A 23,631-nucleotide genomic window follows, 5' to 3' on the forward strand; every position below is an offset into this window, starting at 1 on the left:
GATCGTCCCCTTCCGGGGCGAGTACTACGAACTGGCGCGTCCGGAGCTGGTGCGGGGCCTGGTGTATCCGGTGCCGGACCCGGCCTTCCCGTTCCTCGGCGTGCATCTGACCCGGGGGATCGACGGCGGTGTGCACGTCGGGCCCAACGCGGTGCCGGCCCTCGCCCGGGAGGGGTACGGCTGGGGCGTGGTGCGGCCCCGCGAGCTGGGCGGGACGCTGGCCTGGCCGGGCTCGTGGCGGATAGCCCGGCGGCACTGGAGGTACGGGGCGGGCGAGCTGCGGCGCTCGCTGTCCAAGGCGGCGTTCACCACGGCCGTGCGCAGGCTGCTGCCCGCGGTGACGGAGGACGACCTGGTGGCGGCACCCGCGGGGGTGCGGGCGCAGGCGGTGCTGGCGGACGGGACGCTGGTGGACGACTTCCTGATCCACGAGGGCGCCCACGCGGTACACGTCCTCAACGCCCCGTCCCCCGCAGCGACGGCCTCCCTCCCGATCGGCCGTGAGGTGGGCCGACGGGCCCTGGAAATGCTCGGGGCCACCTGACCGGGCGCCCCCGGCCCGGGGAGGCCCGGCCCTGGCTGGACAATCCCGTCGCCGAAGACCGCTACCGGGCCGCGGCACTCAGCCGCCGGCCCACGTCCTTCACCGCCCGGCGCCCACCGGACCACTGGCTGTCCTTCCACCTCTACCCGGACGCCTCCGGCATCAGCGTGCGCATCGTCCCCACCCCCTCACCCGATGCCGGCCCCGCACCGCAGCTGCTCTATCCGGCGCCCGCCGCCGAACCGGGCCGGGCCACCGCCCTGTACCACCTGATGCATCTCGCTGCGACGCTCACCGAAGCCGTCGGTGTGCAAGATGTGGCCGAAAGGGTCGCCGACCAGATCCTGCCCGCCTTCAGCGCTCAGGCCCTCGCCCTGATGGCCGCAGAAGAGGGCCGGCTGCGGATCATCGGCTACCGCGGCTACTCAGCCGAGCTCATGGCCCGCTTCGACGGGGCCCCGCTGGTCTCGGACACCCCCGCCGTGCATGTCCTGACAACCGGCGTCCCCAGTTTCTTCGCCTCCTTCACCGACCTGAAAAGGGCCTATCCCCCCGCCATCCTGCAGGACGGCATGGCCGCCTGGGCGTTCCTCCCGCTGATCACCTCCGGACGCCCTGTCGGCTCGCTGGTCCTCGCCTACGACCGGCCTCGGAACTTTCCACCCGAGGAGCGCTCCGTTCTCACCTCCACCGCCGGTCTGATCGCCCAGGCGCTGGACCGCGCCGTGCTCTACGACGCCAAACAGCAACTCGCCCACAACCTCCAGGCCGGCCTGCTGCCCCGGACCCTCCCACGTATTCCCGGCCTGGACGTGGCCGCCCGCTACCTGCCCGCCGGCCACGGCATGGACATCGGCGGCGACTTCTACGACCTGATCCGCCTCGGCAAGACACGAGCCGCCGCGGCCATCGGCGACGTACAGGGCCACAACGTGCAGGCCGCCACCCTCATGGGACAGGTCCGCACCGCCGTCCAGGCCACCGCCGGCGCACCCCCCGGCGAAGTCCTCGCCCGCACCAACCGCCTGCTCACCGACCTCAACCCCGGCCTGTTCACCAGCTGCCTCTACGTCGACCTCGATCTCGCCCACCACCGCGCCTGCCTGGCCACCGCCGGACACCTCCCGCCGATCCTGCGCCACCCCGACGGACGGACCGAGGTCCTCCACCTGCCGCCCGGTCTTCTGCTCGGCATCGACCCCGAAGCCGACTACCCCACGACCGAGATCGCGCTCCCGCCCGACTCCGTACTCGCCCTGTACACCGACGGACTCGTCGAAGCCCCCGGCACCGACCTGGAGGACGCCATCACCACCCTCGCCAGCCAGCTGGCACACACCCAGAACCAGACCATGGCCACCATCGCCGACCACCTCATCACCCACACACAGCAATCCGCAGCCCACAGCGACGACATCGCCCTACTCCTCATCCACCCCCGATAAGACCGTGTTCTACGAGGGCGGTTCGGGCTGGTGGTTATGGGGGGTGGCCGGCTCAGATGAGGATGGCGGCGAGCGTGCCGGGCGACAGCGACAGCGACAGCGACAGCGACAGCGACAGCGACGGTCATGGCAATCTCCCGGTGCACGGTGGGATGTTGTCGTGGTCGAAGGTCGCGGAATCCGTACTCGCCGGGGTTCGCTGGGGACGCCTGCTCGTCGGGCATGCCTGTAGGGCCCGGTTGGTGACGGCCGGGCCCTACAGGCAGGTATGAGTGGGGTGTCAGGTCACCATCGGTACCAGCGGCCGCGGCCACCGCCGGCAGTGGTGGAGCGCATGACGAAGCCGAGCAGCCACAGCACCAGAACGGCGAGGGCCACCCACCACAGGATCTTGACGGCGAAACCGACACCGAAAAGGACGACGGCGAGAAGGAGAACGAGCAACAAAGGAACCATAGTTATCAACCTCCTGACGCTCCGTCTGCCCTGCTGTCCCGTCTCCATTCACCGAATGCGCCTTGTTTGTGAAAGGAGGACCGGGGCACGAGCCGATTACCGCAACAGCGGCTCAGAACATACGAGGAGGCGTTTTCCATGACTGCCGGCGAGAAGGCCAGGGCGAAGATCGAGCAGGTCAAGGGCGCGAGCAAGCAGGCTCTGGGCCGCTCCCTCGGCAACGACCGCCTGGCCGCCGAGGGGCAGACGGAAAGGAACACAGGGGGCGCCCGGGAGGCCAGGGAGAAAGCCAAGGACGCTTTCAAGCACTGATCTCGTCCCCCCTTCAGAAGGGGCCTTCCTCTTCGGGGAGGCCCCTTCCGCCATTGCTGAAAAGCTGCTCGCCGATCCCTCGACGTCGGCCTCCGGCCCGTAGGGCACTGGAGAGTTTCTGCACCGACGGAGAGGCTGACGGCCATCGCGCGCCCTGCCGGTCAACGCTTCGCCCGGTCGACGAGTTGACGACCGGGCCACCCTCGCGCCGACCGACCAGTGATCGAATGCGCCGCATGCCGGCCCGTGCCCGGGCTGCTGCCGCGCGCTGATGTGAGGATGACGCCATGCATGCGACTCCCGAGAGGAAAGTGCACGCCACCCGCCGTGAACAGGTCTTCGTGATCACGGTGCGCGGTGAGACGGACCACGACGACAGCGAGGAGCTCGAAGCGGCCTGCGAGGCAGCCGACCGGGCGGCGCTGCCCACCACGGTGATCGACCTGTCCCAGGTCACCTTCGCCGACAGCATGCTTCTCAACACTCTGCTCGCCGCCAGACGCCGCCACGCGTCCAGCCAACGCGACCTCATTCTGCTCGGCCCACTGCCCAGGACGGTCAGCCGACTGCTGACGGCCAGCGGGGCACTTGAGCACTTCACGATCGCCGGCACGGGTCCCACACCCACCAGCTGAGGGCGGCGCCTCATGAGTAGGACGACAGAGGGTAAGCGAACTACCACGACAGACACACCCAGTGATCAACGGACCAGGGACAACCACGGGACCGCTTCCATGCTCACCCCGCGCAGCCAGCAGACACCGGACGAACAAGGTCGGTCCGCACCCCTGCGGTACGGCACCGTCTGGGACACGACGCACGCGCCGATCGCTGACGCCCGGCATGCCGTACGCACCCTGCTGGCCCAGGCAGGACTCGACCCCGACCACCAGCCCAGCCAGGATGCTCAACTCGTCGTCAGCGAACTGGTCACCAACGCGATCCGTCACGCCCCCGGCCCGGGAGGCCTGCTGCTGGAGCTGACCCCCGACGCCACGCTGCTGCGGATCGCCGTCCACGACAGCTCCCCTCATCCACCCCGCACACGAACGCTCGATCCCCGACGCGTCGGCGGACACGGCCTCCACCTGGTCACCCGGCTGTGCGACCGGATGCACACCATCACTCTGGCAACCGGCAAGCAGGTCGTCACCCACGTCCGCCTGCGCAACGGTGCGGGGTGAAGGGCATCTCGTCGAGTACTCCGCCACCTGCCCGGGCTCCCCGCCGCCGTCGCCGTCGCCCTCGACCTCGCAACCTCGGGCCGGCCAAAAACGCGGCGGGCCCGAGGAAACGGCACCGGCACGATGATGCTCCACTTGAGCATCCTCGACGACCGACCGACCGACCGGGCGCGGGCGCTCGCGTTGCAACCGTCGGTCGCCTCCAGCGCCCTGGACCAACACGCTGTCCAACTGCGTTGCCGGCCTCAGTGCTTCGAACGGGGTGCATGAGAGGGAATCTGAGACGGAAACCGAGACGGCTCACGGAACTGGCCCCGTAGTAGCGGACGGTCCTGCTTCCGCTCCCTCAGAGGCTGCGGGCGGTGATGTCGCCGTTGGAGGTGGTGGCGCGGATGTCGAGTACCGCGGTGCCATCGTTCTTGAGGGTGTTGCTGATGCGGCCGCAGGTGGTGCCGGCGTCGAGGACGGCCGAGACGCCGGTGGCGGCGCCGACCGAGATGTCGCCGGACTGGGTGCGGAGCACGACCGTGCCGCGCACGGCCTCGGTGATCCGGATGTCGCCCCGTGCGGTGCTGATCTCCGCGGGGCCGCCCAGCCGGCCGACCTCGACGTCGCCGTCGGTCGCGGTGAGACGGAGACTCGCGGCCTCGTCGATCTTGATCTGGCGGTATGCGCCCTCGAAGACGACGTCACCGAGGCGGCCGACGCCGCGGAGCTCGGCGCTGGCCGTCTTGGCCTCGATACGGGAGCCGGCCGGCAGCTTGACCGTCACCTCGATGGATCCGGAGGGGCCGAGGTACTGGGTCTTCGCCGAAGTCCCGATCCGCAGGACACCGTCGGCGTATTCGACCGTGGTCCCCTCCGCCGCCTTCACGTCACGACCCCTCGAGGCGTTCGCAGGCAGGACCTCGACCGCCGTTTCGACCCGGTCTGCGGCGATCAACTGAACACGTCCCGCGGGGATGTCCAGGACGGCGGAAATCGGGGCGGGGGTGTCGAACTTCTGCATCATGCTCTCCCTTACACTTGCGGCTCGCTGTTTCAGAACAATGGAAACGCTACGTTGCTTTCCAGATCCATGCAATGAAAGCTTTGCCCTGAAGAGGCATATTCCCAGGTCAGACGCCAATAATCATTGCAATGCCTTCTCGCTTAATGCAACAGAGAGCCTGCCGACCGTTGCAATGTGTTGAAGATGAACGCTATGGTGGAAGCGTCAGGGAACACGAGCAGCACCATGGAGCACCCGTGGAGCACGAAAGGGGGCGTGATGCCGGGAGGCAGGCTCACCCAGCAGGAACGCCAGCAGATCGCGCTGGGGCTGGCCGACAGCCTTCCCTACGCCGAGATCGCCCGACGCCTCGACCGTCCGACCTCGACGATCACGCGTGAGGTGATGCGCAACGGCGGCCCCACCGGCTACCGCGCCGACCTGGCCCACCGCGCCACCCAGCAGCGCACCCACCGGCGCAGGCAGGCCGCGCCCCAGGGGACGCAGGCGCGCACGCAACCCTTCGGACGCGACGCCGAGGCCGTGCGCGAATACCAGGAGACCCTCACCACCGTATTCATGACCTCGGGCCTGCCCAAGATGATGGCCCGGGTACTGGGCTGTCTCTACACCACCGACAACGGCAACCTCACCGCCTCCGAACTCTCCCAGCGCCTCCAGGTCAGCCCGGCGTCCATCTCCAAAGCGATCACGTTCCTCGAGAGCATGGACCTCGTCCGGCGTGAACGCGACGAACGCCGCCGCGACCGCTACGTCGTCGACGACGACCTCTGGTACCAGTCGATGATCCGCAGCGCCCGGGCCAACGACCAGTTCATCGAAACCGCGCGGCAGGGCGTCGGCATCCTCGGCCCCGGCACCCCGGCGGCCACCCGCCTCGAGAATGCCGCCCGCTTCCTCGACTTCGTCAGTGAAGGGCTCATCCGCGCCGCGGAGCAGGGTCGCGAGGTCCTCTACACCAGAACCGGAACAGCCTCGGACAGCGCCACCAAACCGAGTGAGAGTGCAGACGACGGACAGACAACCGCCCCCACGGCCACGGCATGAGGCGAAGCCGGCCCTGCTCTCCGCTCACGCGGAAGGCCGACAGCGACCCAAGCGACCGAACTCGAAGATCCTCCGATCGTCCGGAGAGGAACATTCATGTACCTGGCGTTCATGTGAGACGACTTCTCGGACCGCCTGCCTGAACGCATGGGCCTCCCATCAGCAGCCACGAGTCGTCACACCGCTTGATGCCGGCGCGGCTGGTCTTGCCGGGCGGAGGACCCTCACTGTGCCCGCCGAAACCGAAGGTCCTGGAGCCCATCCGGCCGGGCCCCGGCCCCCGATGAAGCTCCGGCGTCGACGACCGGAAGACGCCGGACCGAGTGCGCGCGCATCACGCCGACTGCCTGATCGACGTCCTGCTCGGCGCCCACGGTGCCCAGGTCTTCGCCCACCGCCTGGGCTACGGTCGTGCGTTTGACGGTCATCGGAACGTCCGGGATGCACGTCGGCCCGCGCGGCGCCGGCCGCAGGACTGAGCCGATAATGGATCCGGACCCCAGCGGCACGGCGCCACAGCCGGCAAGATGCCCGCGGTCTGCACCATGGCCGCCGCGCTGTCCGGGTACCCGATGGCTGTACTGCCCGCACTACCCCTCAGCCGACCTTGGAGGCGGCTTCAAACCGGGTGAGCAGGGCGAGGCGGCGCCGGCCGGCCGGGCGCGTCTTCGGCCGGCGGCAGGTGCGCCTTCCGCGCCGGAAGGTCTCGCGAGGCCGCTCGGTGCCAACCTCGATGCCGCACCTCGCAACCGGAGACGGAGAAGTTTCGTGAACTCCAGGGAGGAACGGCTGCAGGACCGGGCGTCCGGCCCGAGCGGGTTGATGGATCTGCTGGGTGTGGCCGCGGTGCTGGTGGAGGCCGACGGCCGGATCGACATGTGGAGTCCCGAGGCCGAGGAGTTGTTCGGCTATTCCCGCGTCGAGGCGGTCGGGCAGCACGCGGCGCCGCTGCTTCTGCACCCCGAGCACCGAGAGACCGCCATCAGGCTGTTCGCCGAGGTGATGGAGACCGGCCAGGGCTGGGCGGGGGCGTTCCCGATCCGGCACAAGGACGGCAGCACCCGGATGGTCGAGTTCCGCAACATGCGGCTGACCGACAGCCTCGGCGACTACTACGCCCTGGGGCTCGCCACGGACCGGTCCACCCTGCGCCAGGTGGAACGCAATCTGGCCCTGTCCAACCGGCTGGTCGCCCAGGCCCCGATCGGGTTGTCCGTCCTGGACACCGACCTGCGGTACGTGGCGATCAACCCGGCCCTGGCGTCGATGCACGGCACCGCCGAGGCCGACCACATCGGCCGGCGCTTCTGCGACATCCTGACCGGTGCGCCGTTCCTGGACACGGAAATCGCCATGCGCAAAGTCCTGGCATCCGGCATTCCCGTCGTCGACCGGCAGGTGGTGGGCCGCACGGCCGCCGACCCTGAACACGATCACGCCTGGGCTGTATCGCTCTACCGGCTGGAAGACCACCACGGGCGCGTGCTGGGCATCGCCAATGTGGTGGTGGACGTCACCGACCGGTACCAGGCGGACCAAAAGGCCGAGCAGGCCCAGCAGCGCCTGCGCCTGATGGCCAACGGCTCGGCCCGTATCGGCACCACCCTGGAGGTGGAGCGGACGGCGCAGGAGCTCGCTGACGTCCTCGTGCCCGACCTGGCCGACATGATCGCGGTGGACCTCCTGGACTCCGTCCTACGCACGGGCCGCACCGGCACCGGCCAGGACCCGGCGATGTTCCGCGCGCTGGCGGTGAAGGCCGCCTACCCCACCGACGCCACTCAAGCGCTCATTCCACCCGGCCGCCTCAGCACCTACCACGCCGACCACCCGGCGGCCCACTGCATCCACACCCGCCGCCCCCTCCTGATCACCCACCTGGACAGCGGCGACCTCACCCGTATCGCCGCCGATGCCGACGCCTCCGCCCTGCTCGAGCGAGCCGGTGTCCACACCGCCATGGCGGTGCCCCTCATCGCCCGCGACCACATCATCGGCGTCATGGGCCTGGCCCGCGCCCGCAGCCCCCTGCCCTTCGGCGAGGACGACCTCACACTCGCGTGCGAGCTCGCCGCATGCGCCGCCCTGAGCATCGACAACGCCGTCCTGCACCAGAACATCCGTAGCGCCGCCGAGACCCTCCAGCGCAGCCTGCTGCCGCAGCCCTCGCCGCGCCATCCCGGTCTCGAGGTCGCTGCCCGGTACCGGCCCGCGCAGGCCTTCAGCAAGGTCGGCGGCGACTGGTACGACGTCATCCCCCTCGACGGCGACCGGACCGCGCTGGCGGTGGGCGACGTCATGGGCAGCGGCATCCCGGCGGCCACCACCATGGGCCGCCTGCGCACCGCCACCTCCACCCTGGCCGACCTCAACCTCGACCCCGCCCGCATCCTCACCCACCTCGACAAGATCACTCGAGGTCTGGACCCCTACATCGCCACCTGCGTGTACGCGGTCTACGACCCGCATCACGCCCGGCTGCAGGTGGCCTGCGCCGGTCACCTGCCCCCGGTACTGGTACGGGCCGACAGACCACCCGAACTCCTGGACCTGCCCACCGGCACGCCCCTGGGAGTCGGCGGCGTCCCCTTCCAGAACACCACGATCACCCTGGAACCCGGTGATCAACTGGTCCTCTACACCGACGGACTGGTCGAGACCCGCAACGACCCCATCGACGAGCGCCTGGAAGACCTCCTGCAGTTGCTGTCACCCCCGCACCGCACCGCCGAAGAGGCCTGCGACCAGCTCCTGCAACACCTCCGGCACCCCGACAGCCATGACGACGTCGCCTTGCTCATCGCCCGCGCCCAGCCACAGACGACGGCTCTCGAAACCGGACCCCAAGGCCCGGCCCGGGCCCGCCCCGACTGAGCACCGGGACGCCTCCGGCCGTCGTGCGCGCCGTGTGTTCAGCCGCCGAGGCCGCTGACCTTTGCCACGGCCGACGTCACCGCGCTGTGAACCCCGTGATCGTCACGGTGACGGCAAGCACCGACGACTCGCACGCCGTGTTCGCCGGCGACACGGTTGGACAGGCCGGCAGGCAGCCCCGACCGCACCTGGAAGAGGCGTGTGCCCGGCCCACCACCGTTACGTTCGCTGCCTGGGGGTACCCGTGTGACACCGCCGGTTCGCACCGGCGCACCCGCACCACGCACACCGTCTTATCGGAGCCAAGCCGTGAAAGCCGTCGTCATCGATTGCACGCTCGAGAAGTCCCCCGAATCTTCCAACACGGGGGCGCCGGCCGCCCCCGGTGTGGTCGCGCACGCGGGCGACGGGATCAATGAGATCTCCGGCGCGCCGGAGGACATCGGTTGCCCAGTCCCCGGCCAGGCATGGGCGTACTGCCACCTCGGTCCGGGCCCGGACCCGGACCGCCCGGACGGGGAACGCGGCCGTGACTGGGCACACAGCACCGGTCGGACGGTGACCGACAACCTGGGCGGAATTGCCCGGGCGCTGTCCGAACGGCCGTTGACGGCCTCCGGCTGACACGAGGCGCCACGATGACCGTCGAGTCCCTGACCGCATCTCCCCGGTTCCGCTGCTGGATCCCGCCGGGGGTCTACCGGCCGCAGACCGACACCGGGCTGCTCAGCCGCGCGCTGCGCCAGGAGCGGATCACCCGCCGTACCGAGGTACTGGACCTCGGCACCGGCAGCGGTGTGCTCGCGGTGGAGGCGGCACGGCGGGGCGCTCGGGTCACCGCGGTGGACATCTCCTGGCGGGCTCTGGCCACCGCCTGGTGCAACGCCCTGATGAACGGCCAGGTGGTCCGCGTACGCCACGGCGACATGGCGTCCGCCGTCCGCGGCCGTCGTTTCGACCTCGTGGTCACCAATCCGCCGTACGTGCCCACGCCGGGCGACGCTGCGCCCCGAGGCCGCGCCAGGGCCTGGGACGCCGGCGCGGACGGCCGCCTCCTGATCGACCGTATCTGCACGTCGGCACCGGCGCTGCTGCGCCCTGCGGGGACCTTGCTGATGGTGCACTCGCATCTGAGCGGCGTCGAGGAGACACTTGCCCGGTTCGGGGCGGCCGGTCTGCGCGCGGACGTGGTCGACCGGGTCCGGTTGCCGTTCGGGCGCGTGCTGCGCGCCCGGCTCGCCTGGCTGCGCGAGTGCGGGCTGGCGGGGGATCATGCGACCGAGGAGCTGGTGGTGATCCGTGCCGAACACGCCTGAACGCCCCCGCCGCATCCGCGTCCAGCGCAACGGCCCTCTTCTGGTGGAGGGACCGGTCGAAGTCGTGGGCGAGGACGGAGAGGTGGCGGTCTCTCGGCGGTTCACCGTGGCCGTCTGCACTTGCCGTCGCAGCCGGATGCTGCCGTGGTGCGACACCAGTCACCGCTGCCGCGCCAGACGGGACAAGGGGGCGGACACACCATGACGGTCGTCCGCCCTCGACGCGAAACCCGGCCGCCGCCGCTGCCCGAACCACGCGGCCCGCTCTCGGCCTCGGTCGTGAACACGCTGCGCGGAACGGGACAGGGCCTGCCACCGCTGCCCCCAGACGTCCCAGACGCCTACGGCGACGACCTGCACCTTGCTCTGTACGTCCTCTACGAGCTCCACTACCAGGGCTTCGACGGCGTACCGGACGACCGCGAATGGGACCCCGGACTCCTCGCCCTGCGCGCCAAGTTGGAGGACCGTTTCCTCGGCGCGCTGCGCGCGGACGTGCCGATCGACGCGTCCGACACCGCCGAGCGGGCGCTGGACGAACTCCAGCTCGAACCGATCGGCGACGACAGCCGCAGTCTCTCGCACTTCCTGCGCAACCACGGCACTCTCGAACACTTCCGTGAGTACGCGGCGCTGCGTTCGCTGTACCACCTCAAGGAGGCTGATCCGCACGCCTGGGTCATCCCCAGGCTGCGCGGCCGGGCCAAGGCCGCCATGGTCGCCGTGGAGTTCGACGAGTTCGGCGCGGGCCGCGCGGACGAGATCCATGCGGAGCTGTTCGCCGATCTCATGGCGGACCTGGGTCTGGACACGTCGTACGGCCACTACGTCGACGCCGCACCGGCCGAGGCGCTCGCCACCGTGAACCTGATGTCCTTGTTCGGTCTGCACCGGGCCCTGCGCGGGGCGCTCGTCGGGCACTTCGCAACCGTCGAGGTCACCTCGTCCCCGGCCTCTCGCCGCCTGGCCGAGGCGCTGGACCGGATGGGCGCCGGCCCGGCGGCCGTCCGCTTCTACACAGAACACGTGGAGGCCGACGCGGTGCACGAACAGGTCGTACGGCACGAGGTCGTCGCCGGTCTGCTGGCCGGCGAGCCGTGGCTGGACGCCGACGTGGTGTTCGGCATCCGTGCGACCGGCGATCAGGAGGACCGGCTGGCGGCCCGGCTGCTGGGCGCCTGGCGGGACGGTTCGACGGCCCTGCGCACGGGTGGCATCACTCCGGCCGCCGCGGGCGGCCAGGGCACATGAGAGCGGCATAGGGCGCCCTGGGCTGCGCCGGACGACGTCGGCGTGCCGACTCGCCGACGCGCCGCGCGCCGCGCGCACGACATTCCGAACCGGACCCGGCCCAACGGCGACAGCTCCACCGCACGCGCCGTCCACGCCCCTTCGGCCACGTCTCTCACCGAAAACCGGGCGCTGCAACCCCTGGCCGTCTGACATCTGATGGCCAGGAGAACGGTGATTGGCGAACGAGTGGGAACTCGGAAGACGCGTATCACTACTCGCAGAGGAGCGCGTACTCATGTCCACGGGAACCCTACTGGCGATCATCATCCCGATCGTGGTGGTGCTCGCCCTGGCCGCTCTGGCGGTCTCACTCACGATGCGGAGGCGCCGTCACCTCCGTGAACGCTTCGGCCCGGAGTACGAACGGACCGTCGAGCAATCCGACAACCGGCTTACAGCCGAGCGCGAACTCAAAGAGCGCGAGAGGCGGCACGACGCGCTGGACATCAAGCCGCTGCCCCCGGTCTCGCGCGACCGCTACACGCGGGAGTGGAGCAGTGTCCAGGAGGAGTTCGTGGACCAGCCGCAGGACGCAGTGCACGACGCGGACCGGCTGGTGACCTCGCTGATGCACGACCGCGGTTACCCCACCGAGGGATTCGATCAGCAGATGAAGGACCTGTCCGTGGAACACGGGCGCACCCTCGAGCACTACCGCGCCGCGCACGAGGTGGAGTCTCTCAGCAACCGCAGCCAGGCGACGACCGAACAACTGCGCGGTGCCATGGTCCACTACCGCGCCGTGTTCGAAGAACTGCTCTCCGACGGCGGCCGGGCCCAGCCGGCCCGATCCTGACGCCGCCCCGGACTCGGCAAGGAGGAACACCATGCACGGCAACGACGAAGCGCGCCGCAGCGGCGGCCTGACCACCGAAGACTTCGCGCAACCCTCAGGACCTGCCACCACGGGTTCATCACGGGAATCCGAGGAAGTCTCCTCGGGAGCCCCGATCTACCCCGGTGAGAGCACGGCAACGGCCGAGTCGCAGAGCCCTGCCGGTGACGGACAAGCAGGATCCGACGCCGGCGGCACCGGCACGGCCGGCCAGGGCGGCACACCAGGCACCGCGGATACGCCAGGCACGCCGGACACCTCCCCTGCTTCTGAGGATGAAGCTCCGCAGCTCCTCGCCCAGGGCGAGGACCAGGACTTCCGCAACCGCTGGCAGGAAGTACAGAGCAAGTTCGTGGACGACCCCCGCAAGGCCGTGCACGACGCCGACACACTCGTCGCAGACGTCATGCAGACCCTGGCCACCACGTTCGCACAGCACAAGAAGGACCTGGAAGACCAATGGGGGCAGGGCAAGCAGGTGGACACGGAGGAGCTGCGCAGGGCTCTGCGTCGCTACCGCTCCTTCTTCAACCGGCTGCTCAGCACCTGAAACCCCCGGCACCAGTCCGGTCAGGGGAGCGCGCTGCTGCGGCACACTCATCCAGCGGCGCCGCCGGATCACGCCGAGCAGTCCGCCGATCAGATCGAGGTCACCATCCGTCGGCGCGCACCGGAGTCGGCCCGCTTCGTGGTCAACGCCACCGCCCGGCTCGACGACGACCAGCGGGCGCAGATCGCCAACGACACCGACCGGGTCCCGTTCCGTCGACGGCGGACATGCCCATCCTGAGCGGCTGACAGCCGGGACAGCTGTCAGCCGGTACGGGGCCGGCTGCTCCGGGGCCCGGACCGCAGGCCCTGTCGCGCCTACTCGGCCCAGGGCGTGAAGCCGGTGTCGAGGACGGCTTCGAGGAAGGCGCGCAGCCGGGACGCGCCCTCGGAACCGAACCTCTCCTCGAACTGGGCCTGCGTCCTTCCACAGGGGCAGGGCTTCCTTCATCCGAGCGATTCCGTCCGGTGTGATCGTGACGATGCGTGCGCGGCGGTCGGTCGGCGACGGTTCGACGGTCACCAGACCGTCTCGCGCCAGCGGCTTGAGGTTCGAAGCCATCGTCGTACGGTCCATGGCGATCATGTCGGCAAGGCCGGTGATCGTCGCCTCCCCGTGCGCGCTGAGCTTCTGCAGGATGCTGAACTGCGTCGCACGAAGGCCGACCTGCGTCAGGGCCTTGTCGTAGGTCGCCCCGAGGTACCGGGCCGCCTTGCGCAGCGCCAGGTTGTTGCACGGCTCGCGGGCCTGGCCGGTCGGCGCGGTGGTCATGATCTCCCCCTCCGTGAGTTTCACACCCATAATAGGAGCACTTGCTCGTAAAAGCCAAAGGGGCCGAGCGGGGAGGGGAGGGGATCGGCGGCCCGCCTTGCCGTTCCCAAGATAGGAGCATATGCTCTTAAATGCTCCGGGACACGCACGCCCAACCGGTTCCCCCGCGCGTCCCACTGTCCACCCGCAGAAAGCCCCCGTCATGGAACCCGCCCACGGATCCGCACTCGAGCGTGAGCAGACGCGCTCCACAACCGTCGAGCGCTCTGCCCATCGGCACCGCGCCCCGCGCCCCCGGCCTCCGGTCAGGGCCTGGCTGCAGCCGGCTCTCATCGCCCTGATCGTCGTGGCGGCCTTCGTCACCTGCTACATCGGGCTGCAGCGCGATCCTCAGCCGCATCATGTCCCGGTCGCCGTCACCGCTCCCGACCTGCCGGGCGAAATGCGCGAGGCCCTCGGCGACGCCGTCGACGTCCGGCCCGCCGCCGACGCAGAGGCCGCACACCGGGCGCTGGAGCACCACGACGTCGTCGCCGCGCTCAGCGCCGACGGTCCGCACAGGCTGCGCCTGGAGATCGCGGGAGCCAACGGCACGTCCACCACAGCGGCGGTGAAGACCCTCGTCCGCGCCTACGCCCACGGTGCGGGCATGCGTGTCAGCACCGAGGATGTCGTCCCCCTGGCCCACTTCGACGCCCGCGGACTGGCCGGCTTCTACATGGCATTCGGTGTCACCCTGGCCGGCTTCGTACTCGGCTCGAACGTCATCGGCCTGGCCGGTCAGCTGCATCTGCGCCACCGGTTCTGGCTGCTGAGCGGCGCCTCCCTGGCGATCGGCACGGTCGCCGCGATCATCGCCGGCCCCGTTCTGGGAGCGGTTCCGGCTCCGATCGTTCCGCTGGTCCTCACCCTTGCCCTCTTGTCGGCCGCGGCCGCCTTCACGACCAAGGTGCTCGGCACGTACCTCGGCCCCGTCGGCCTCCCGGTCGCCACCCTCCTGCTTCTCACCGTCGGCAACGCCACCAGCGGTGCCACGATCGGCGCCGACCTGCTGCCTGCCGCGGCCCGGACCGTCTCCGCACTGCTGCCGCCCGGCGCGGCCGTCCGGGTGATCACCGACCTGAGCTACTTCGACGGCGCGCATGCGGCAGCGCCTGTCGTCACACTCGCCTTGTGGGCCGTCGTCGCTGCGCTTCTGCTCGGTCTGCGCACCCGCCTGCTGCGGCGGGGCACGACGGCCGCCGCCTGACTGCTGCCGGACCCCGCCCTTTGCATCCCACTCCGCTACTCATGGAGGAGGCCGACCAATGGTTGCCGACAACCTCGTCCTCATCGCCAACGCCGGCGGCGTCGGCCGTGCGGTCCTCGAAGAGCTGCACGCGCAGGGCGTCCCGGTGCGCGCGATGGTCCGCCGTGACGACGAGCGCGCGGCCGGGTTGCGCACGCTCGGCGCGGAGGTCGTCATCGGCGACCTGACCCGGCCCGAGACCGTCGCGGCCGCGCTGGAGGGCGTCTCGCGGATGTACTTCGCGATGCCCGTGTCACCGGACCATCTGCTGGCCGCGACGGTGGTGGCCAGCGTGGCCCGCGAGTACGGGCGGCTGCAGGTCCTGGTGGACATGTCGCAGATGACGGTGTCGCAGATGACCGCCACCAGCACCACCGAGTCCCACCAGCAGCGGCTGCACTGGCTGGCCGAGCAGGTACTGGACTGGTCGGGCCTGCCCGTGGTCCACATCCGGCCGACCTCGTTCCTGGACAACCCGCTGTTCACCAGCCTGGCGGCGGTGTCGATCCGGGAGAACGGCACGATCACGCTGCCGTTCGGCACCGGGCGCACGTCACCCATCGCCGTCGACGACGTCGCCCGGGTGGTCGCCACCGTCCTCCGCGACCCGGCCCCGCACATCGGGCACATCTACGAACTGACCGGACCACGCTCGGTGGACATGACCGAGCTGGCCGGGGAATTCTCCCGGGCCCTGGGGCGTGAGGTGACCTATGTGGATGTGCCGCTGGATCAGTGGCAGGCCAAGGTGCTCTCCAAGGCGGGCCTGCCACCGCACACCGAAGCGCACATCGCCACCATGGCCCGACTGCACCGCGAGAACCGCTACGACCGCACATCGGACGACGTCGAGAGGGTGACGGGCGAACCTGCCCGGACGATCGAGGCGTTCGTGGCTGCCCGCAAGGACTTCTACCTGGGCTGAGCCGCCCCAGCACGGGCTGCGCAAGCACCACTGAGCGACCTCCGGGCAGGACGGCGCCGCCGCGATCGCACCGCTGCTACCTGGTGACACGACCCGGCGCACCAATGACGGACGCGGACACCCGGTCGAGCTCGTACCGACGTGGTCATCGCCGTCCGGTCCGGAGATGGCCGGCGACGTACTCCTGCCCGGCGAGTCCACCCACGTCTGTGTGCTGCCCCGGCCGCCGGTGAACCGCGAACCGAGCCGCCCGTTTCAGCCTCGATACGTCTCCAGGAGGCGCAGCCAGACCTCGCTGATCGTGGGGAAGGCGGGCACCGCGTGCCACAGTCTCTCGACGGGCACCCCACTGACGACCGCAACGGTCGCGGAGTACAGCAGCTCCCCGACTCCCGGGCCGACGAAAGACACACCGACCACCGTGCCGCGATCCGCGTCGACCAGCATGCGGGCCTTGCCGCGATAGCCCTCGCCGTAGTGGTGAGCACCGGCGATGCGTGCCAGGTCGTAGTCGACCACGTCGATCCGCAGGCCCGAGGCATCGATGTCGCGCGTGGTCAGGCCGACCGAGGCGACTTCAGGATTGGTGAAGACCACCTGCGGTACGGCCACGGCGTCGGCGGTGGCGGCCTGCGGGCCCCACTTGTCGCTGTGGACCGGTTCCCCCTTGGCGCGGGCACCGATCGCTGCACCGGCCAAGACGACCGGTCATTCCGGGGCGCGGGTGGCCCTCGTCGTCGGTGACGTGGTCGGCCACGGACTCCACGCCGCCGCCACCATGGGCAGGCTCCGCACTGCCGTCCACACCCTCGCCGACATGGAGCTGCCCCCCCGACGAACCACTGGCCCACCTCGACGACACGGTCCAAAGACTGGGCGCGGAAGACTGCGATCTCCCGGACCAGGTTCCCGCGGTGACGGGTGCCACCTGCCTGTACGCCGTCTACGACCCCGCCACTCGCCGATGCACCATGGCATCGGCCGGACATCCCCCGCCCGCGATCATCGACCCACAAGGCCGTGCCGTCCTCCCCGACCTCCCCACCGGAACCCCCCTGGGTGTCGGCCTGGGGGACTCCTTCGAGTCCGTGCAACTCGAACTGCCCGAGGGAAGCCTCCTCGCCCTCTACACCGACGGCCTGATCGAGACGCGCGACCGCGACATCGAAGAGGGCATGCACCGCCTGGGCAACGCCCTCGCGCAACCGCACCGGTCTCTGGAAGAACCCGGCACAAACGCGACGAGAGACCACCCACTTCACCCTTCTTCATGGGCGTCGGCCCCACGGAAGCAGTCGCCGCGTGATGCCGGCGGGCTCGTCACGTGCGGAAAGGCGCTTCGAGCGAGGGAGGCTGCGGTGGCGGGCGGGTGGGAGTGGCTGAAGACCAGCCGTCCGACGGGGGTTTTCCGAAGCCCTCCGCGCCCGGCCGCGTCACTCCGCGCCACCGGCGGGAACCGGAACGGCCGAGGCACCCGCCCGCGCGCCGCCCGGCGTGGCACAGAGCGCACAGCGCCCGGGGCGAACCCACCGGCCCGAGAACTGCGGCGCGGCAAGGGCTTGTACCCGGCGGCGGCGACCCAGACCTCCCGGCTGCGCGCGGTGGTCACCCACGACGTCCCGGTCGCGCGTCCCGGTCCGTGCGTGGTGACCGCGTACATACCGGTCGGGAAGACGAGGTTCCACCAGGGGGATGCTGTCCTTGGGCGTTCTGCCCCCGCCCCCGCATGCCGGCAGAGAGCGGCCCCGAGGCCGGGCGGGATCGGGGCCGCGACACGTATACGTCCCCACGAGGGAATCCAGAACCAGTACACGCGTCGCCGGGATAACGCACCCCCGCACCCAAAGTCACGGGCCAGGCAGACGCCCGTCGTCAGCGGCGCTGACGCTGCTCGCCTGTGCCAGCCCCGCATTCGCGACGGCACCTTCTACGACGATGAAGCCGACCCGGTCGGCGAAGCGGGATGCGGGGACGGGGATGACCTCGACGCAGCCCGCTCCGGACGAGTCTGCTGTGCCCGACGGGACGGCTGCGGCGGGGTGCCGGCTGCATGCGATGTCGCGCCCCACGCGCGCCCTGCCAGGCGCCGCGCCAGGTCGGAACGCAGGCAGGCACCGACCGCGATGACCAGGGCGGCGGCACCGTACGCCCACGCCTGCAGGGGGAATCCCGGCAGGAGCCGGCCGGCGAGGTAGAGGACGGTGCCGGCGAGGGTGACGGTGAGCCATTCCCAACGGCCGTCCAGGGCCACGAGGGCGACGGTGAGGAGGGAGTACCAGGGGTAGCCGGGCGAGAGGAGGAGCAGTGCGGTGCCGGCCAGCAGCAGGGCCCCGCGCCAGGGACGGGCCGGGTCGCCGCGCCACCACACGTACAGGGCGGTCACGGCGAGCAGTACGGCCGCCGTCGCGCCGGCGGCAGCGTCCGGCAACAGGAGCCGCAGTAGGGCGAAGCGGCGTACGTGGCCTGGTTCGTAGCCTTCCTCGTGGAGGTAGCCGGGCAGGTAGCCCAGGACTCCCCCGCCCGAGGCGAGGACGTAGGGCAGATAGGCGAGCGCGACCGCGGCGACGGCGGACACGACGACACGCAGGGCGCGGGCCGGACCACGCTGCCCGCACAGAGCACCGGGCAGGGCGAGAACGGGCAGGAACTTCACGGCGATTGCGGCGCCGAGCAGCGCACCGCGCCGCGATCCGGCAGTCGCCGTGCCGAGCGCGAGCACGGTCAACAGGACCCCGAGCGTGTCGATGTGGGCGTTGTTGACCGCTTCGAAGGCCACGGCCGGGCACCAGGCCCACAACGCGGCCCGGCCAGGGGCCCGCTGAGGGTCGCCGCGGCGGCGCAGAACGACCAGCAGAGCCGCGGTGGTGCCGAACGCCAGGATCGCGCCGCCGACTTGGAGCGGCTTGTGGCGGCTGTCGGGCGGGGAGACGGTGTGGACGGCCAGGTACCAGCCCTCTGCGACGGGCGGGTAGATGGTGGGGACGGCGGGCCGGTTGATGCGGATGCACAGGCCGTCGTCGGTGTGGGTCAGCCCCCAGCCCCTGCATGACCCGTTGGTGGGAAAGAGCCAGTCGTCACGCAGGTCGGCCAGTTCGGGGGCGGCGGGCGGGTGGGCGTAGGGGGACGTTCCGGCGGCCTGGACGCGACCGTCCCAGGCGTAGCGGTACATGTCGGTGCTGGTACGGGGCGGAGCGGCGAGCCCGGCCAGCGCTACGGCGGCCGCGCCGAGCAGGACCAGGACGGTCGCGGCGCGGACCGGAACCTTGCGCACGGTCCACACGGCGGCGGCGAACAGCGCCCAGGCGACGGCGTATCCGGCCAGCAGGCGGCCGGGGCCGCTCAGGTTGTCGCCCGCGTGGAGTGTGCCGACGACGGCCGCGGTGAGCGCGGCGAGGAGAACCGCGGTGACGGCGATCGCGATGCGGTCCCTGCGGCGGTTCGCCGGCGTGCCGGGTGGACAGGGCGGCGGCGTGGCGGAGGGTCCGGAGCCTCGTCGCCCCGGGGTGGCGGTGTCGGTCATGGCCGGGTTGGCCCTCCCTGGGCCGTGAGGTGCTGGCCGTCGGCCGGGGAAAGCATGTCGAGCCCCGGGTTGCGGCGGTGGAGTTCCACGAAGGCGCGTCCGTCGGCGATCCACCGGCCGGTGAGGGTCCAGCGGGCAGCGGCCGCGGCGTTGAGCAGGGCGGTCGTACCGACGCGGGCCCAGGCGAAAGGCCGGCCGTGCCGCCCGTGAGCGTCCTCGACGCGGACGGTGAGGTGCTCGTCGACGTCGTCGTCGGCCGCCTCGACCAGCAGACGGCCACCGGGCCGGACCAGGGTTCGCAGGCGGACGAGCAGGGCGACCGGGTCGCCGCCGATGCCCACGTTGCCGTCCATCAGCAGGACGGTGCCCCAGCGGCCCTCTCTCGGCAGGGGGTCGAAGACGGACCGTCGCAGGGCGGCTCCACCGTGCCGCCGGGTCCGGGCGACGGCGGCCGGGCTGATGTCCACGCCCAGCGCGGGTACACCACGTGCGGCCAGGGCGGCCACCAGGCGCCCCGGTCCGCAGCCGACGTCCAGGACGGGACCGGTGCAGCGGCGCAGCACGTCCATGTCGGCGGTGTCGGGGGCGGCACACCACCGCTCCACGTCCAGCGGAAGCAGCTCGGCCGTCCCGGGCGCGCAGGGTGCCGTGCGACGCAGGTACAACGGGCCGCGGCCGGTGCGCAGGGCGCGGGCATAGGGGTCGTCCGTCCAGGGCTCGCCGGGTTCCACGGGCGCGGGCCGATCGGCTGGGCGCGTCGGGGCGACGAGGTGGGAGGGCAGCGGAGCAGCGGTCTGCGGATGCGGTTCCGCCACGCCCGGCGTTGCCCGCTCGGCCGCAGGAGGGGACCCGACACTGGTTGGCATGCCGCTCACCGGACGGCCTCCGCGAGCGAGGCCAGGGCCGTCGCGAAGCGTGAGCCGGGCGGGCAGAGGCCGGCCACGCGGGTGGCGTCGGCAGCGGTGTCGACGTCGCGCAGCAGTGGCAGGTCACAGACCGTCAGCCCCGCCTCCGCGAGCCTGAGCCGCTGGACGGCTCCCGTGCGGTCGGTGGACATCGGTACGCCGCCGACGAGGGATCCGGCGCGGGAGGGGTCGGCCAGGCCCAGGGCCCAGAAGCCGCCGTCGGCGGCCGGGCCGAACCAGGCGTCGTGGCCGTCCGGGCCGGTGCAGGACAGCAGGTCCGCGGTCAGCTGCGGGGTGTCCATGCCGACCAGCAGCGCCGGACCGCCGTCGCAGACGTCGAAGGCAGCCGCGATCCGCTCGTCGAGTGCTCCGGACACCTGCGGCACCACGTCGAAGCCGTGCGGCAGCCAGGGACCGGGTGTCCCGTCCAGGACGAGAACCCGGCGGCGGGCGGGGGCCCGGAGCGCCGTGTGGAGGGTGTCGGTGAGGGCGGCCTCGGCCAGGACGGCCGCCTCCTGCGGCGTGTAGGGCGGGGTGAGCCGGGTCTTGACCCGCCCGGGCACCGGTTCCTTGGCGATCACCAGCAGCGTGTGCGGCCCCGTGGCGGCGCTCATCGCGCGGCTCCCGCGACCGCCGCGGCCGGGTGGGCGGCGGGCGGCTCGGCAAGGACGGCGCGCATGTCCCGTACCGCCTGCCAGGTGCCCCGCCAGGTGCCGGTGACCTTCGAGCGGCCCGTACGCGGGCGGTACGGCACGTCCGTCTCGTGCACACGCCAGCCGGCTTCGGCGGCGCGGACCACCATCTGCAGCGGATAGCCCGAACGCCGGTCGGACAGGCTCAGAGCCAGCAGCGCCTCCCGGCGAGCCGCACGCATGGGGCCGAGGTCGCGCAGGCGCAGACCGGTCCGGCGGCGGATCAGGCGGGCCAGTTCCAGGTTGGCCAGCCGGGCGTGGGCCGGCCAGGCGCCGAGGGCCGTGGGCCGGCGGCGGCCCAGGACCAGGTCCGCCGAACCGTCGAGGACGGGCCCGGCGACCTGGGGCAGCAGCCCGGGGTCGAGGGAGCCGTCGCAGTCGCAGAAGCAGACGACATCGGCCGTGGCGGCGGACAGACCCGCGTGGCAGGCGGCTCCGAAGCCGCGGCGCGGCTCGTGGACCACGCTCGCCCCCAGGGAGCGGGCGACGTCCGGAGTGCCGTCGGTGGAGCCGTTGTCGACGACGATCGCGCGCCAGCCCGGCGGGATCCGGTCCAGCACCCAGGGCAGCGCCTCGGCCTCGTCGAGGCAGGGCAGTACGACGTCCACGGGGAGAGGGGATGTCTCGATCACCCCACTCACCCTACGAACGCAAAGCGGACATAGGGGATTTGGTGTTCTTACGGAACGCTGACGTCGGCCGTCACGACGCCCGCTCCGTCCGCCGCCGCACCTCTCCGGTGCGAGACTCGGTCGGGTGAAACGCATACTCGTCGTGGACGACGACCCCACCGTCTCCGAGGTCGTCGCCGGCTACCTGGACCGGGCGGGCTTCGACGTCGACGTGGCCGCCGACGGTCCGGCCGCCGTGGCCCGGGCCGCGACCCGGCCACCCGACCTCGTGGTGCTGGACCTGATGCTGCCCGGCATGGACGGCCTGGAGGTGTGCCGCCGCATCCGCGAGAACGGCCCACTGCCCGTGATCATGCTGACCGCGCGCGGCGACGAAGAGGACCGCATCCTCGGTCTCGAGGTCGGCGCGGACGACTACGTCACCAAACCGTTCAGCCCCCGCGAGCTGGTGCTGCGGGTGGAGTCCGTGCTCCGCCGCACCGGGACACCGGCCGCCGCCGAAGGGCCCCCGCGGGCGGAACCGGGGCTGCGCAGCGGACCACTAGCCCTGGACTCCACCGCCCGGCGCGCCACCCGCTACGGCACCGAACTCGCCCTGACCATGCGCGAGTTCGACCTGCTGGCCTACTTCCTGCGCCATCCCGGCCGGGCGACGAGCCGGGAGGAGCTCATGCACCGGGTGTGGGGCTGGGAGTTCGGCGACCTGTCGACCGTCACCGTCCACGTACGGCGGCTGCGCGAGAAGATCGAGGACGACCCGGCCCGTCCCCGCCTGATCAGCACCGTGTGGGGCGTCGGCTACCGCTTCGACCCTCCCCGCCCGGAGAATGCCCACGAGAAAGGAGCAGGTGATGGTGGGTGACACCCTGCTCATCGCCCTGTACGCGGCCATCGGCGCGGCCTGTGCCGGACTGCTCGGCACCGTCGCGCTGCGGCTGCTGCGCAACCGTTCGGTCGCGCTCTCCCTGGCCGTGGTCGCGGCCGTCACGGTCGCCGCGATGCTCGCCGGAACCCTGCTGGTGTCCTGGGCGATGCTCCTGTCGGACCACGACCTGTGGGTCGTGACGATGGTGTGCGCCATGGCCGCGGTCGTCTCCCTCGCCGTCGCCCTGGTGCTGGGCCGCAGCGTCGTCAAGGGCAGCCGGGACCTGGCAGAGGCCACGCGCGCCCTCGGCGACGACGGCAGCTTCACCCCGCCCGCCACCGCACCTACCGCCGAACTCGCCCAGCTGAGTCATCAGTTGGCTGCCACCAGCGCCAGACTCACCGCGTCCCGCGAACGGGAGAGGGCTCTGGAAGCCTCCCGCCGCGAACTGGTCGCCTGGATCTCCCACGACCTGCGCACCCCGCTGGCCGGGCTCCAGGCGATGACCGAGGCGCTCGAGGACGGCATGGTGGAGGACCCGCACGTCTACCACACCCGCATACGCGGCGAGGTCGAGCGCATGAGTGCCATGGTCAGCGACCTGTTCGAACTCTCCCGCATCCAGGCCGGCGTCCTCTCACTGACCCCGACCCGCATGTCGGTCTACGACCTGGTCGGCGACGCCATCGCGGGCGCCGACGCCCTGGCCAGGGAGCGCGGGGTGCGGCTCGTGGGCGAGGGGGTGGAACCGGTGCCCGTCGAGGTCGACGGCCGCGAGATGTCCCGCGTCCTGGCCAATCTCCTCGTCAACGCCATCCGCCGGACCCCCGCGGACGGAACCGTCGCTGTGTCGGCCCGCCGTGAGACCGACAGCGTCGTGCTGTGCGTGACCGACGGCTGCGGCGGGATCCCGCCGGAGGACCTTCCCCGGGTCTTCGACACCGGCTGGCGCGGCACCGACGCCCGCACTCCGCCCGCCGGGGCGGGGCTGGGCCTGGCCATCGTGCGCGGCATCGTGGAAGCCCACCGGGGCCGCGCGGCCGTGCGCAATGTTCCGGGCGGCTGCCGCTTCGAGGTCCACCGAACAGCGGCCCGGTGTAAGGTGGCCCGGGGAGCCGCGGGGGTAGAGATGGGTGGGGTCCCCCCCCGGCCGGGCGCGGGGGGC

21 protein-coding genes and 5 pseudogenes are annotated in these 23,631 nt (G+C 71.3%); 18 read left to right on the top strand and 8 right to left on the bottom strand.

The window, feature by feature from the left end:
• Both ACFW2E_RS03860 and ACFW2E_RS03865 read left to right on the top strand, forming a co-directional pair.
• Positions 1-544, top strand: a pseudogene (locus tag ACFW2E_RS03860) (L-2-hydroxyglutarate oxidase); the annotation flags it as partial.
• 11 nt (positions 545-555) lie between these two features.
• Positions 556-1,989, top strand: a pseudogene (locus tag ACFW2E_RS03865) (PP2C family protein-serine/threonine phosphatase); the annotation flags it as partial.
• A gap of 285 nt (positions 1,990-2,274) precedes the next feature.
• On the opposite strand, the gene ACFW2E_RS03870 reads toward ACFW2E_RS03865, so the two are convergent.
• Positions 2,275-2,445: a hydrophobic protein gene (locus ACFW2E_RS03870; RefSeq protein ID WP_384460901.1), complete on the bottom strand. Its 171-nt coding sequence runs from the start codon at positions 2,443-2,445 to the stop codon at positions 2,275-2,277.
• A 138-nt stretch (positions 2,446-2,583) separates the two neighbouring features.
• Between ACFW2E_RS03870 and ACFW2E_RS03875 the strand changes: the two genes are divergently transcribed.
• The 3 genes from ACFW2E_RS03875 (at position 2,584) to ACFW2E_RS03885 (ending at position 3,941) form a co-directional block, all read left to right on the top strand.
• Positions 2,584-2,757: a CsbD family protein gene (locus ACFW2E_RS03875; protein ID WP_384460904.1), complete on the top strand. Its 174-nt coding sequence runs from the start codon at positions 2,584-2,586 to the stop codon at positions 2,755-2,757.
• A 287-nt stretch (positions 2,758-3,044) separates the two neighbouring features.
• Entirely contained in the window at positions 3,045-3,392 is a 348-nt protein-coding gene (locus ACFW2E_RS03880; RefSeq protein WP_384460907.1) for an STAS domain-containing protein, read from the top strand.
• 99 nt (positions 3,393-3,491) lie between these two features.
• A complete protein-coding gene (locus ACFW2E_RS03885) occupies positions 3,492-3,941 on the top strand; it encodes an ATP-binding protein (protein WP_384460910.1) in 450 nt (149 codons plus the stop codon).
• A gap of 346 nt (positions 3,942-4,287) precedes the next feature.
• On the opposite strand, the gene ACFW2E_RS03890 is transcribed toward ACFW2E_RS03885, so the two are convergent.
• The gene (locus ACFW2E_RS03890) at positions 4,288-4,950 is read right to left on the bottom strand and encodes a DUF4097 family beta strand repeat-containing protein (protein ID WP_384460994.1); all 663 of its coding nucleotides are present in this window, start codon (positions 4,948-4,950) and stop codon (positions 4,288-4,290) included.
• 261 nt (positions 4,951-5,211) lie between these two features.
• Between ACFW2E_RS03890 and ACFW2E_RS03895 the strand changes: the two genes are divergently transcribed.
• The 8 genes from ACFW2E_RS03895 (at position 5,212) to ACFW2E_RS03930 (ending at position 12,868) form a co-directional block, all read left to right on the top strand.
• Positions 5,212-6,000, top strand: a complete 789-nt coding sequence (locus tag ACFW2E_RS03895) for a helix-turn-helix domain-containing protein (RefSeq protein WP_384460913.1) — start codon at positions 5,212-5,214, stop codon at positions 5,998-6,000.
• Between the two features lie 822 nt (positions 6,001-6,822).
• Positions 6,823-8,874: a SpoIIE family protein phosphatase gene (locus tag ACFW2E_RS03900; RefSeq protein WP_384460997.1), complete on the top strand. Its 2,052-nt coding sequence runs from the start codon at positions 6,823-6,825 to the stop codon at positions 8,872-8,874.
• 309 nt (positions 8,875-9,183) lie between these two features.
• Positions 9,184-9,498, top strand: a complete 315-nt coding sequence (locus ACFW2E_RS03905) for a hypothetical protein (RefSeq protein ID WP_384460916.1) — start codon at positions 9,184-9,186, stop codon at positions 9,496-9,498.
• 14 nt (positions 9,499-9,512) lie between these two features.
• On the top strand, positions 9,513-10,190 hold the full coding sequence (locus ACFW2E_RS03910) for a HemK2/MTQ2 family protein methyltransferase (RefSeq protein WP_384460919.1): 678 nt from the start codon (positions 9,513-9,515) through the stop codon (positions 10,188-10,190).
• Positions 10,174-10,395, top strand: a complete 222-nt coding sequence (locus ACFW2E_RS03915; RefSeq protein ID WP_384460922.1) for a CDGSH iron-sulfur domain-containing protein — start codon at positions 10,174-10,176, stop codon at positions 10,393-10,395. Before ACFW2E_RS03910 ends, ACFW2E_RS03915 begins: the two co-directional genes overlap by 17 nt.
• On the top strand, positions 10,392-11,441 hold the full coding sequence (locus tag ACFW2E_RS03920; protein ID WP_384460925.1) for an iron-containing redox enzyme family protein: 1,050 nt from the start codon (positions 10,392-10,394) through the stop codon (positions 11,439-11,441). The genes ACFW2E_RS03915 and ACFW2E_RS03920 overlap by 4 nt, the downstream gene beginning before the upstream one ends.
• A 277-nt stretch (positions 11,442-11,718) precedes the next feature.
• Positions 11,719-12,279 carry a hypothetical protein gene (locus ACFW2E_RS03925; protein ID WP_384460928.1) on the top strand — a complete coding sequence of 187 codons (561 nt, stop codon included), beginning with the start codon at positions 11,719-11,721 and terminating at the stop codon, positions 12,277-12,279.
• A gap of 31 nt (positions 12,280-12,310) precedes the next feature.
• On the top strand, positions 12,311-12,868 hold the full coding sequence (locus tag ACFW2E_RS03930) for a hypothetical protein (RefSeq protein WP_384460931.1): 558 nt from the start codon (positions 12,311-12,313) through the stop codon (positions 12,866-12,868).
• 546 nt (positions 12,869-13,414) lie between these two features.
• Here ACFW2E_RS03930 and ACFW2E_RS03935 read toward each other — a convergent pair.
• A pseudogene (locus ACFW2E_RS03935) lies at positions 13,415-13,843 on the bottom strand (hypothetical protein); the annotation flags it as partial.
• Between ACFW2E_RS03935 and ACFW2E_RS03940 the strand changes: the two are divergent.
• Both ACFW2E_RS03940 and ACFW2E_RS03945 read left to right on the top strand, forming a co-directional pair.
• Entirely contained in the window at positions 13,842-14,888 is a 1,047-nt protein-coding gene (locus ACFW2E_RS03940) for a hypothetical protein (RefSeq protein ID WP_384460934.1), read from the top strand. The pseudogene ACFW2E_RS03935 and the gene ACFW2E_RS03940 overlap by 2 nt on opposite strands.
• 58 nt (positions 14,889-14,946) lie before the next feature.
• The gene (locus ACFW2E_RS03945) at positions 14,947-15,852 is read left to right on the top strand and encodes an NmrA family NAD(P)-binding protein (protein WP_384460937.1); all 906 of its coding nucleotides are present in this window, start codon (positions 14,947-14,949) and stop codon (positions 15,850-15,852) included.
• Positions 15,853-16,107: 255 nt separating this feature from the next.
• On the opposite strand, the pseudogene ACFW2E_RS03950 reads toward ACFW2E_RS03945, so the two are convergent.
• Positions 16,108-16,551: pseudogene (locus tag ACFW2E_RS03950) on the bottom strand (pyridine nucleotide-disulfide oxidoreductase); the annotation flags it as partial.
• 13 nt (positions 16,552-16,564) lie between these two features.
• Between ACFW2E_RS03950 and ACFW2E_RS03955 the strand changes: the two are divergent.
• Positions 16,565-17,078: pseudogene (locus ACFW2E_RS03955) on the top strand (PP2C family protein-serine/threonine phosphatase); the annotation flags it as partial.
• Positions 17,079-17,779: 701 nt separating this feature from the next.
• On the opposite strand, the gene ACFW2E_RS03960 reads toward ACFW2E_RS03955, so the two are convergent.
• The 4 genes from ACFW2E_RS03960 to ACFW2E_RS03975 form a co-directional block, all read right to left on the bottom strand.
• Entirely contained in the window at positions 17,780-19,372 is a 1,593-nt protein-coding gene (locus tag ACFW2E_RS03960; protein ID WP_384460940.1) for a glycosyltransferase 87 family protein, read from the bottom strand.
• A complete protein-coding gene (locus tag ACFW2E_RS03965; protein WP_384460943.1) occupies positions 19,369-20,103 on the bottom strand; it encodes a class I SAM-dependent methyltransferase in 735 nt (244 codons plus the stop codon). Before ACFW2E_RS03965 ends, ACFW2E_RS03960 begins: the two co-directional genes overlap by 4 nt.
• Positions 20,104-20,243: 140 nt before the next feature.
• On the bottom strand, positions 20,244-20,891 hold the full coding sequence (locus ACFW2E_RS03970; RefSeq protein ID WP_384460946.1) for a DUF2064 domain-containing protein: 648 nt from the start codon (positions 20,889-20,891) through the stop codon (positions 20,244-20,246).
• Positions 20,888-21,601: a glycosyltransferase family 2 protein gene (locus ACFW2E_RS03975; protein ID WP_384460949.1), complete on the bottom strand. Its 714-nt coding sequence runs from the start codon at positions 21,599-21,601 to the stop codon at positions 20,888-20,890. Before ACFW2E_RS03975 ends, ACFW2E_RS03970 begins: the two co-directional genes overlap by 4 nt.
• Positions 21,602-21,725: 124 nt before the next feature.
• On the opposite strand from ACFW2E_RS03975, the gene ACFW2E_RS03980 reads away from it, so the two are divergent.
• Together ACFW2E_RS03980 and ACFW2E_RS03985 are read left to right on the top strand one after the other, a co-directional pair.
• Positions 21,726-22,463 carry a response regulator transcription factor gene (locus ACFW2E_RS03980; protein ID WP_384460952.1) on the top strand — a complete coding sequence of 246 codons (738 nt, stop codon included), beginning with the start codon at positions 21,726-21,728 and terminating at the stop codon, positions 22,461-22,463.
• Positions 22,453-23,631: sensor histidine kinase (locus ACFW2E_RS03985; RefSeq protein ID WP_384460954.1), on the top strand; the 1,179-nt coding region annotated here is incomplete at its 3' end. The genes ACFW2E_RS03980 and ACFW2E_RS03985, both read left to right, overlap by 11 nt.

The sequence above is a fragment of the Streptomyces sp. NPDC058964 genome (assembly GCF_042741275.1).
Classification (GTDB): Bacteria; Actinomycetota; Actinomycetes; order Streptomycetales; family Streptomycetaceae; genus Streptomyces.

Excerpts from the sequence above, each read along its gene's own strand:
- ACFW2E_RS03870 (WP_384460901.1), bottom strand. The coding sequence starts at position 2,445 with ATGGTTCCTTTGTTGCTCGTTCTCCTTCTCGCCGTCGTCCTTTTCGGT.
- ACFW2E_RS03875 (WP_384460904.1), top strand. The coding sequence starts at position 2,584 with ATGACTGCCGGCGAGAAGGCCAGGGCGAAGATCGAGCAGGTCAAGGGC.
- ACFW2E_RS03880 (WP_384460907.1), top strand. The coding sequence starts at position 3,045 with ATGCATGCGACTCCCGAGAGGAAAGTGCACGCCACCCGCCGTGAACAG.
- ACFW2E_RS03885 (WP_384460910.1), top strand. The coding sequence starts at position 3,492 with ATGCTCACCCCGCGCAGCCAGCAGACACCGGACGAACAAGGTCGGTCC.
- ACFW2E_RS03890 (WP_384460994.1), bottom strand. The coding sequence starts at position 4,950 with ATGCAGAAGTTCGACACCCCCGCCCCGATTTCCGCCGTCCTGGACATC.
- ACFW2E_RS03895 (WP_384460913.1), top strand. The coding sequence starts at position 5,212 with ATGCCGGGAGGCAGGCTCACCCAGCAGGAACGCCAGCAGATCGCGCTG.
- ACFW2E_RS03900 (WP_384460997.1), top strand. The coding sequence starts at position 6,823 with ATGGATCTGCTGGGTGTGGCCGCGGTGCTGGTGGAGGCCGACGGCCGG.
- ACFW2E_RS03910 (WP_384460919.1), top strand. The coding sequence starts at position 9,513 with ATGACCGTCGAGTCCCTGACCGCATCTCCCCGGTTCCGCTGCTGGATC.
- ACFW2E_RS03920 (WP_384460925.1), top strand. The coding sequence starts at position 10,392 with ATGACGGTCGTCCGCCCTCGACGCGAAACCCGGCCGCCGCCGCTGCCC.
- ACFW2E_RS03925 (WP_384460928.1), top strand. The coding sequence starts at position 11,719 with ATGTCCACGGGAACCCTACTGGCGATCATCATCCCGATCGTGGTGGTG.
- ACFW2E_RS03930 (WP_384460931.1), top strand. The coding sequence starts at position 12,311 with ATGCACGGCAACGACGAAGCGCGCCGCAGCGGCGGCCTGACCACCGAA.
- ACFW2E_RS03940 (WP_384460934.1), top strand. The coding sequence starts at position 13,842 with ATGGAACCCGCCCACGGATCCGCACTCGAGCGTGAGCAGACGCGCTCC.
- ACFW2E_RS03945 (WP_384460937.1), top strand. The coding sequence starts at position 14,947 with ATGGTTGCCGACAACCTCGTCCTCATCGCCAACGCCGGCGGCGTCGGC.
- ACFW2E_RS03960 (WP_384460940.1), bottom strand. The coding sequence starts at position 19,372 with ATGACCGACACCGCCACCCCGGGGCGACGAGGCTCCGGACCCTCCGCC.
- ACFW2E_RS03970 (WP_384460946.1), bottom strand. The coding sequence starts at position 20,891 with ATGAGCGCCGCCACGGGGCCGCACACGCTGCTGGTGATCGCCAAGGAA.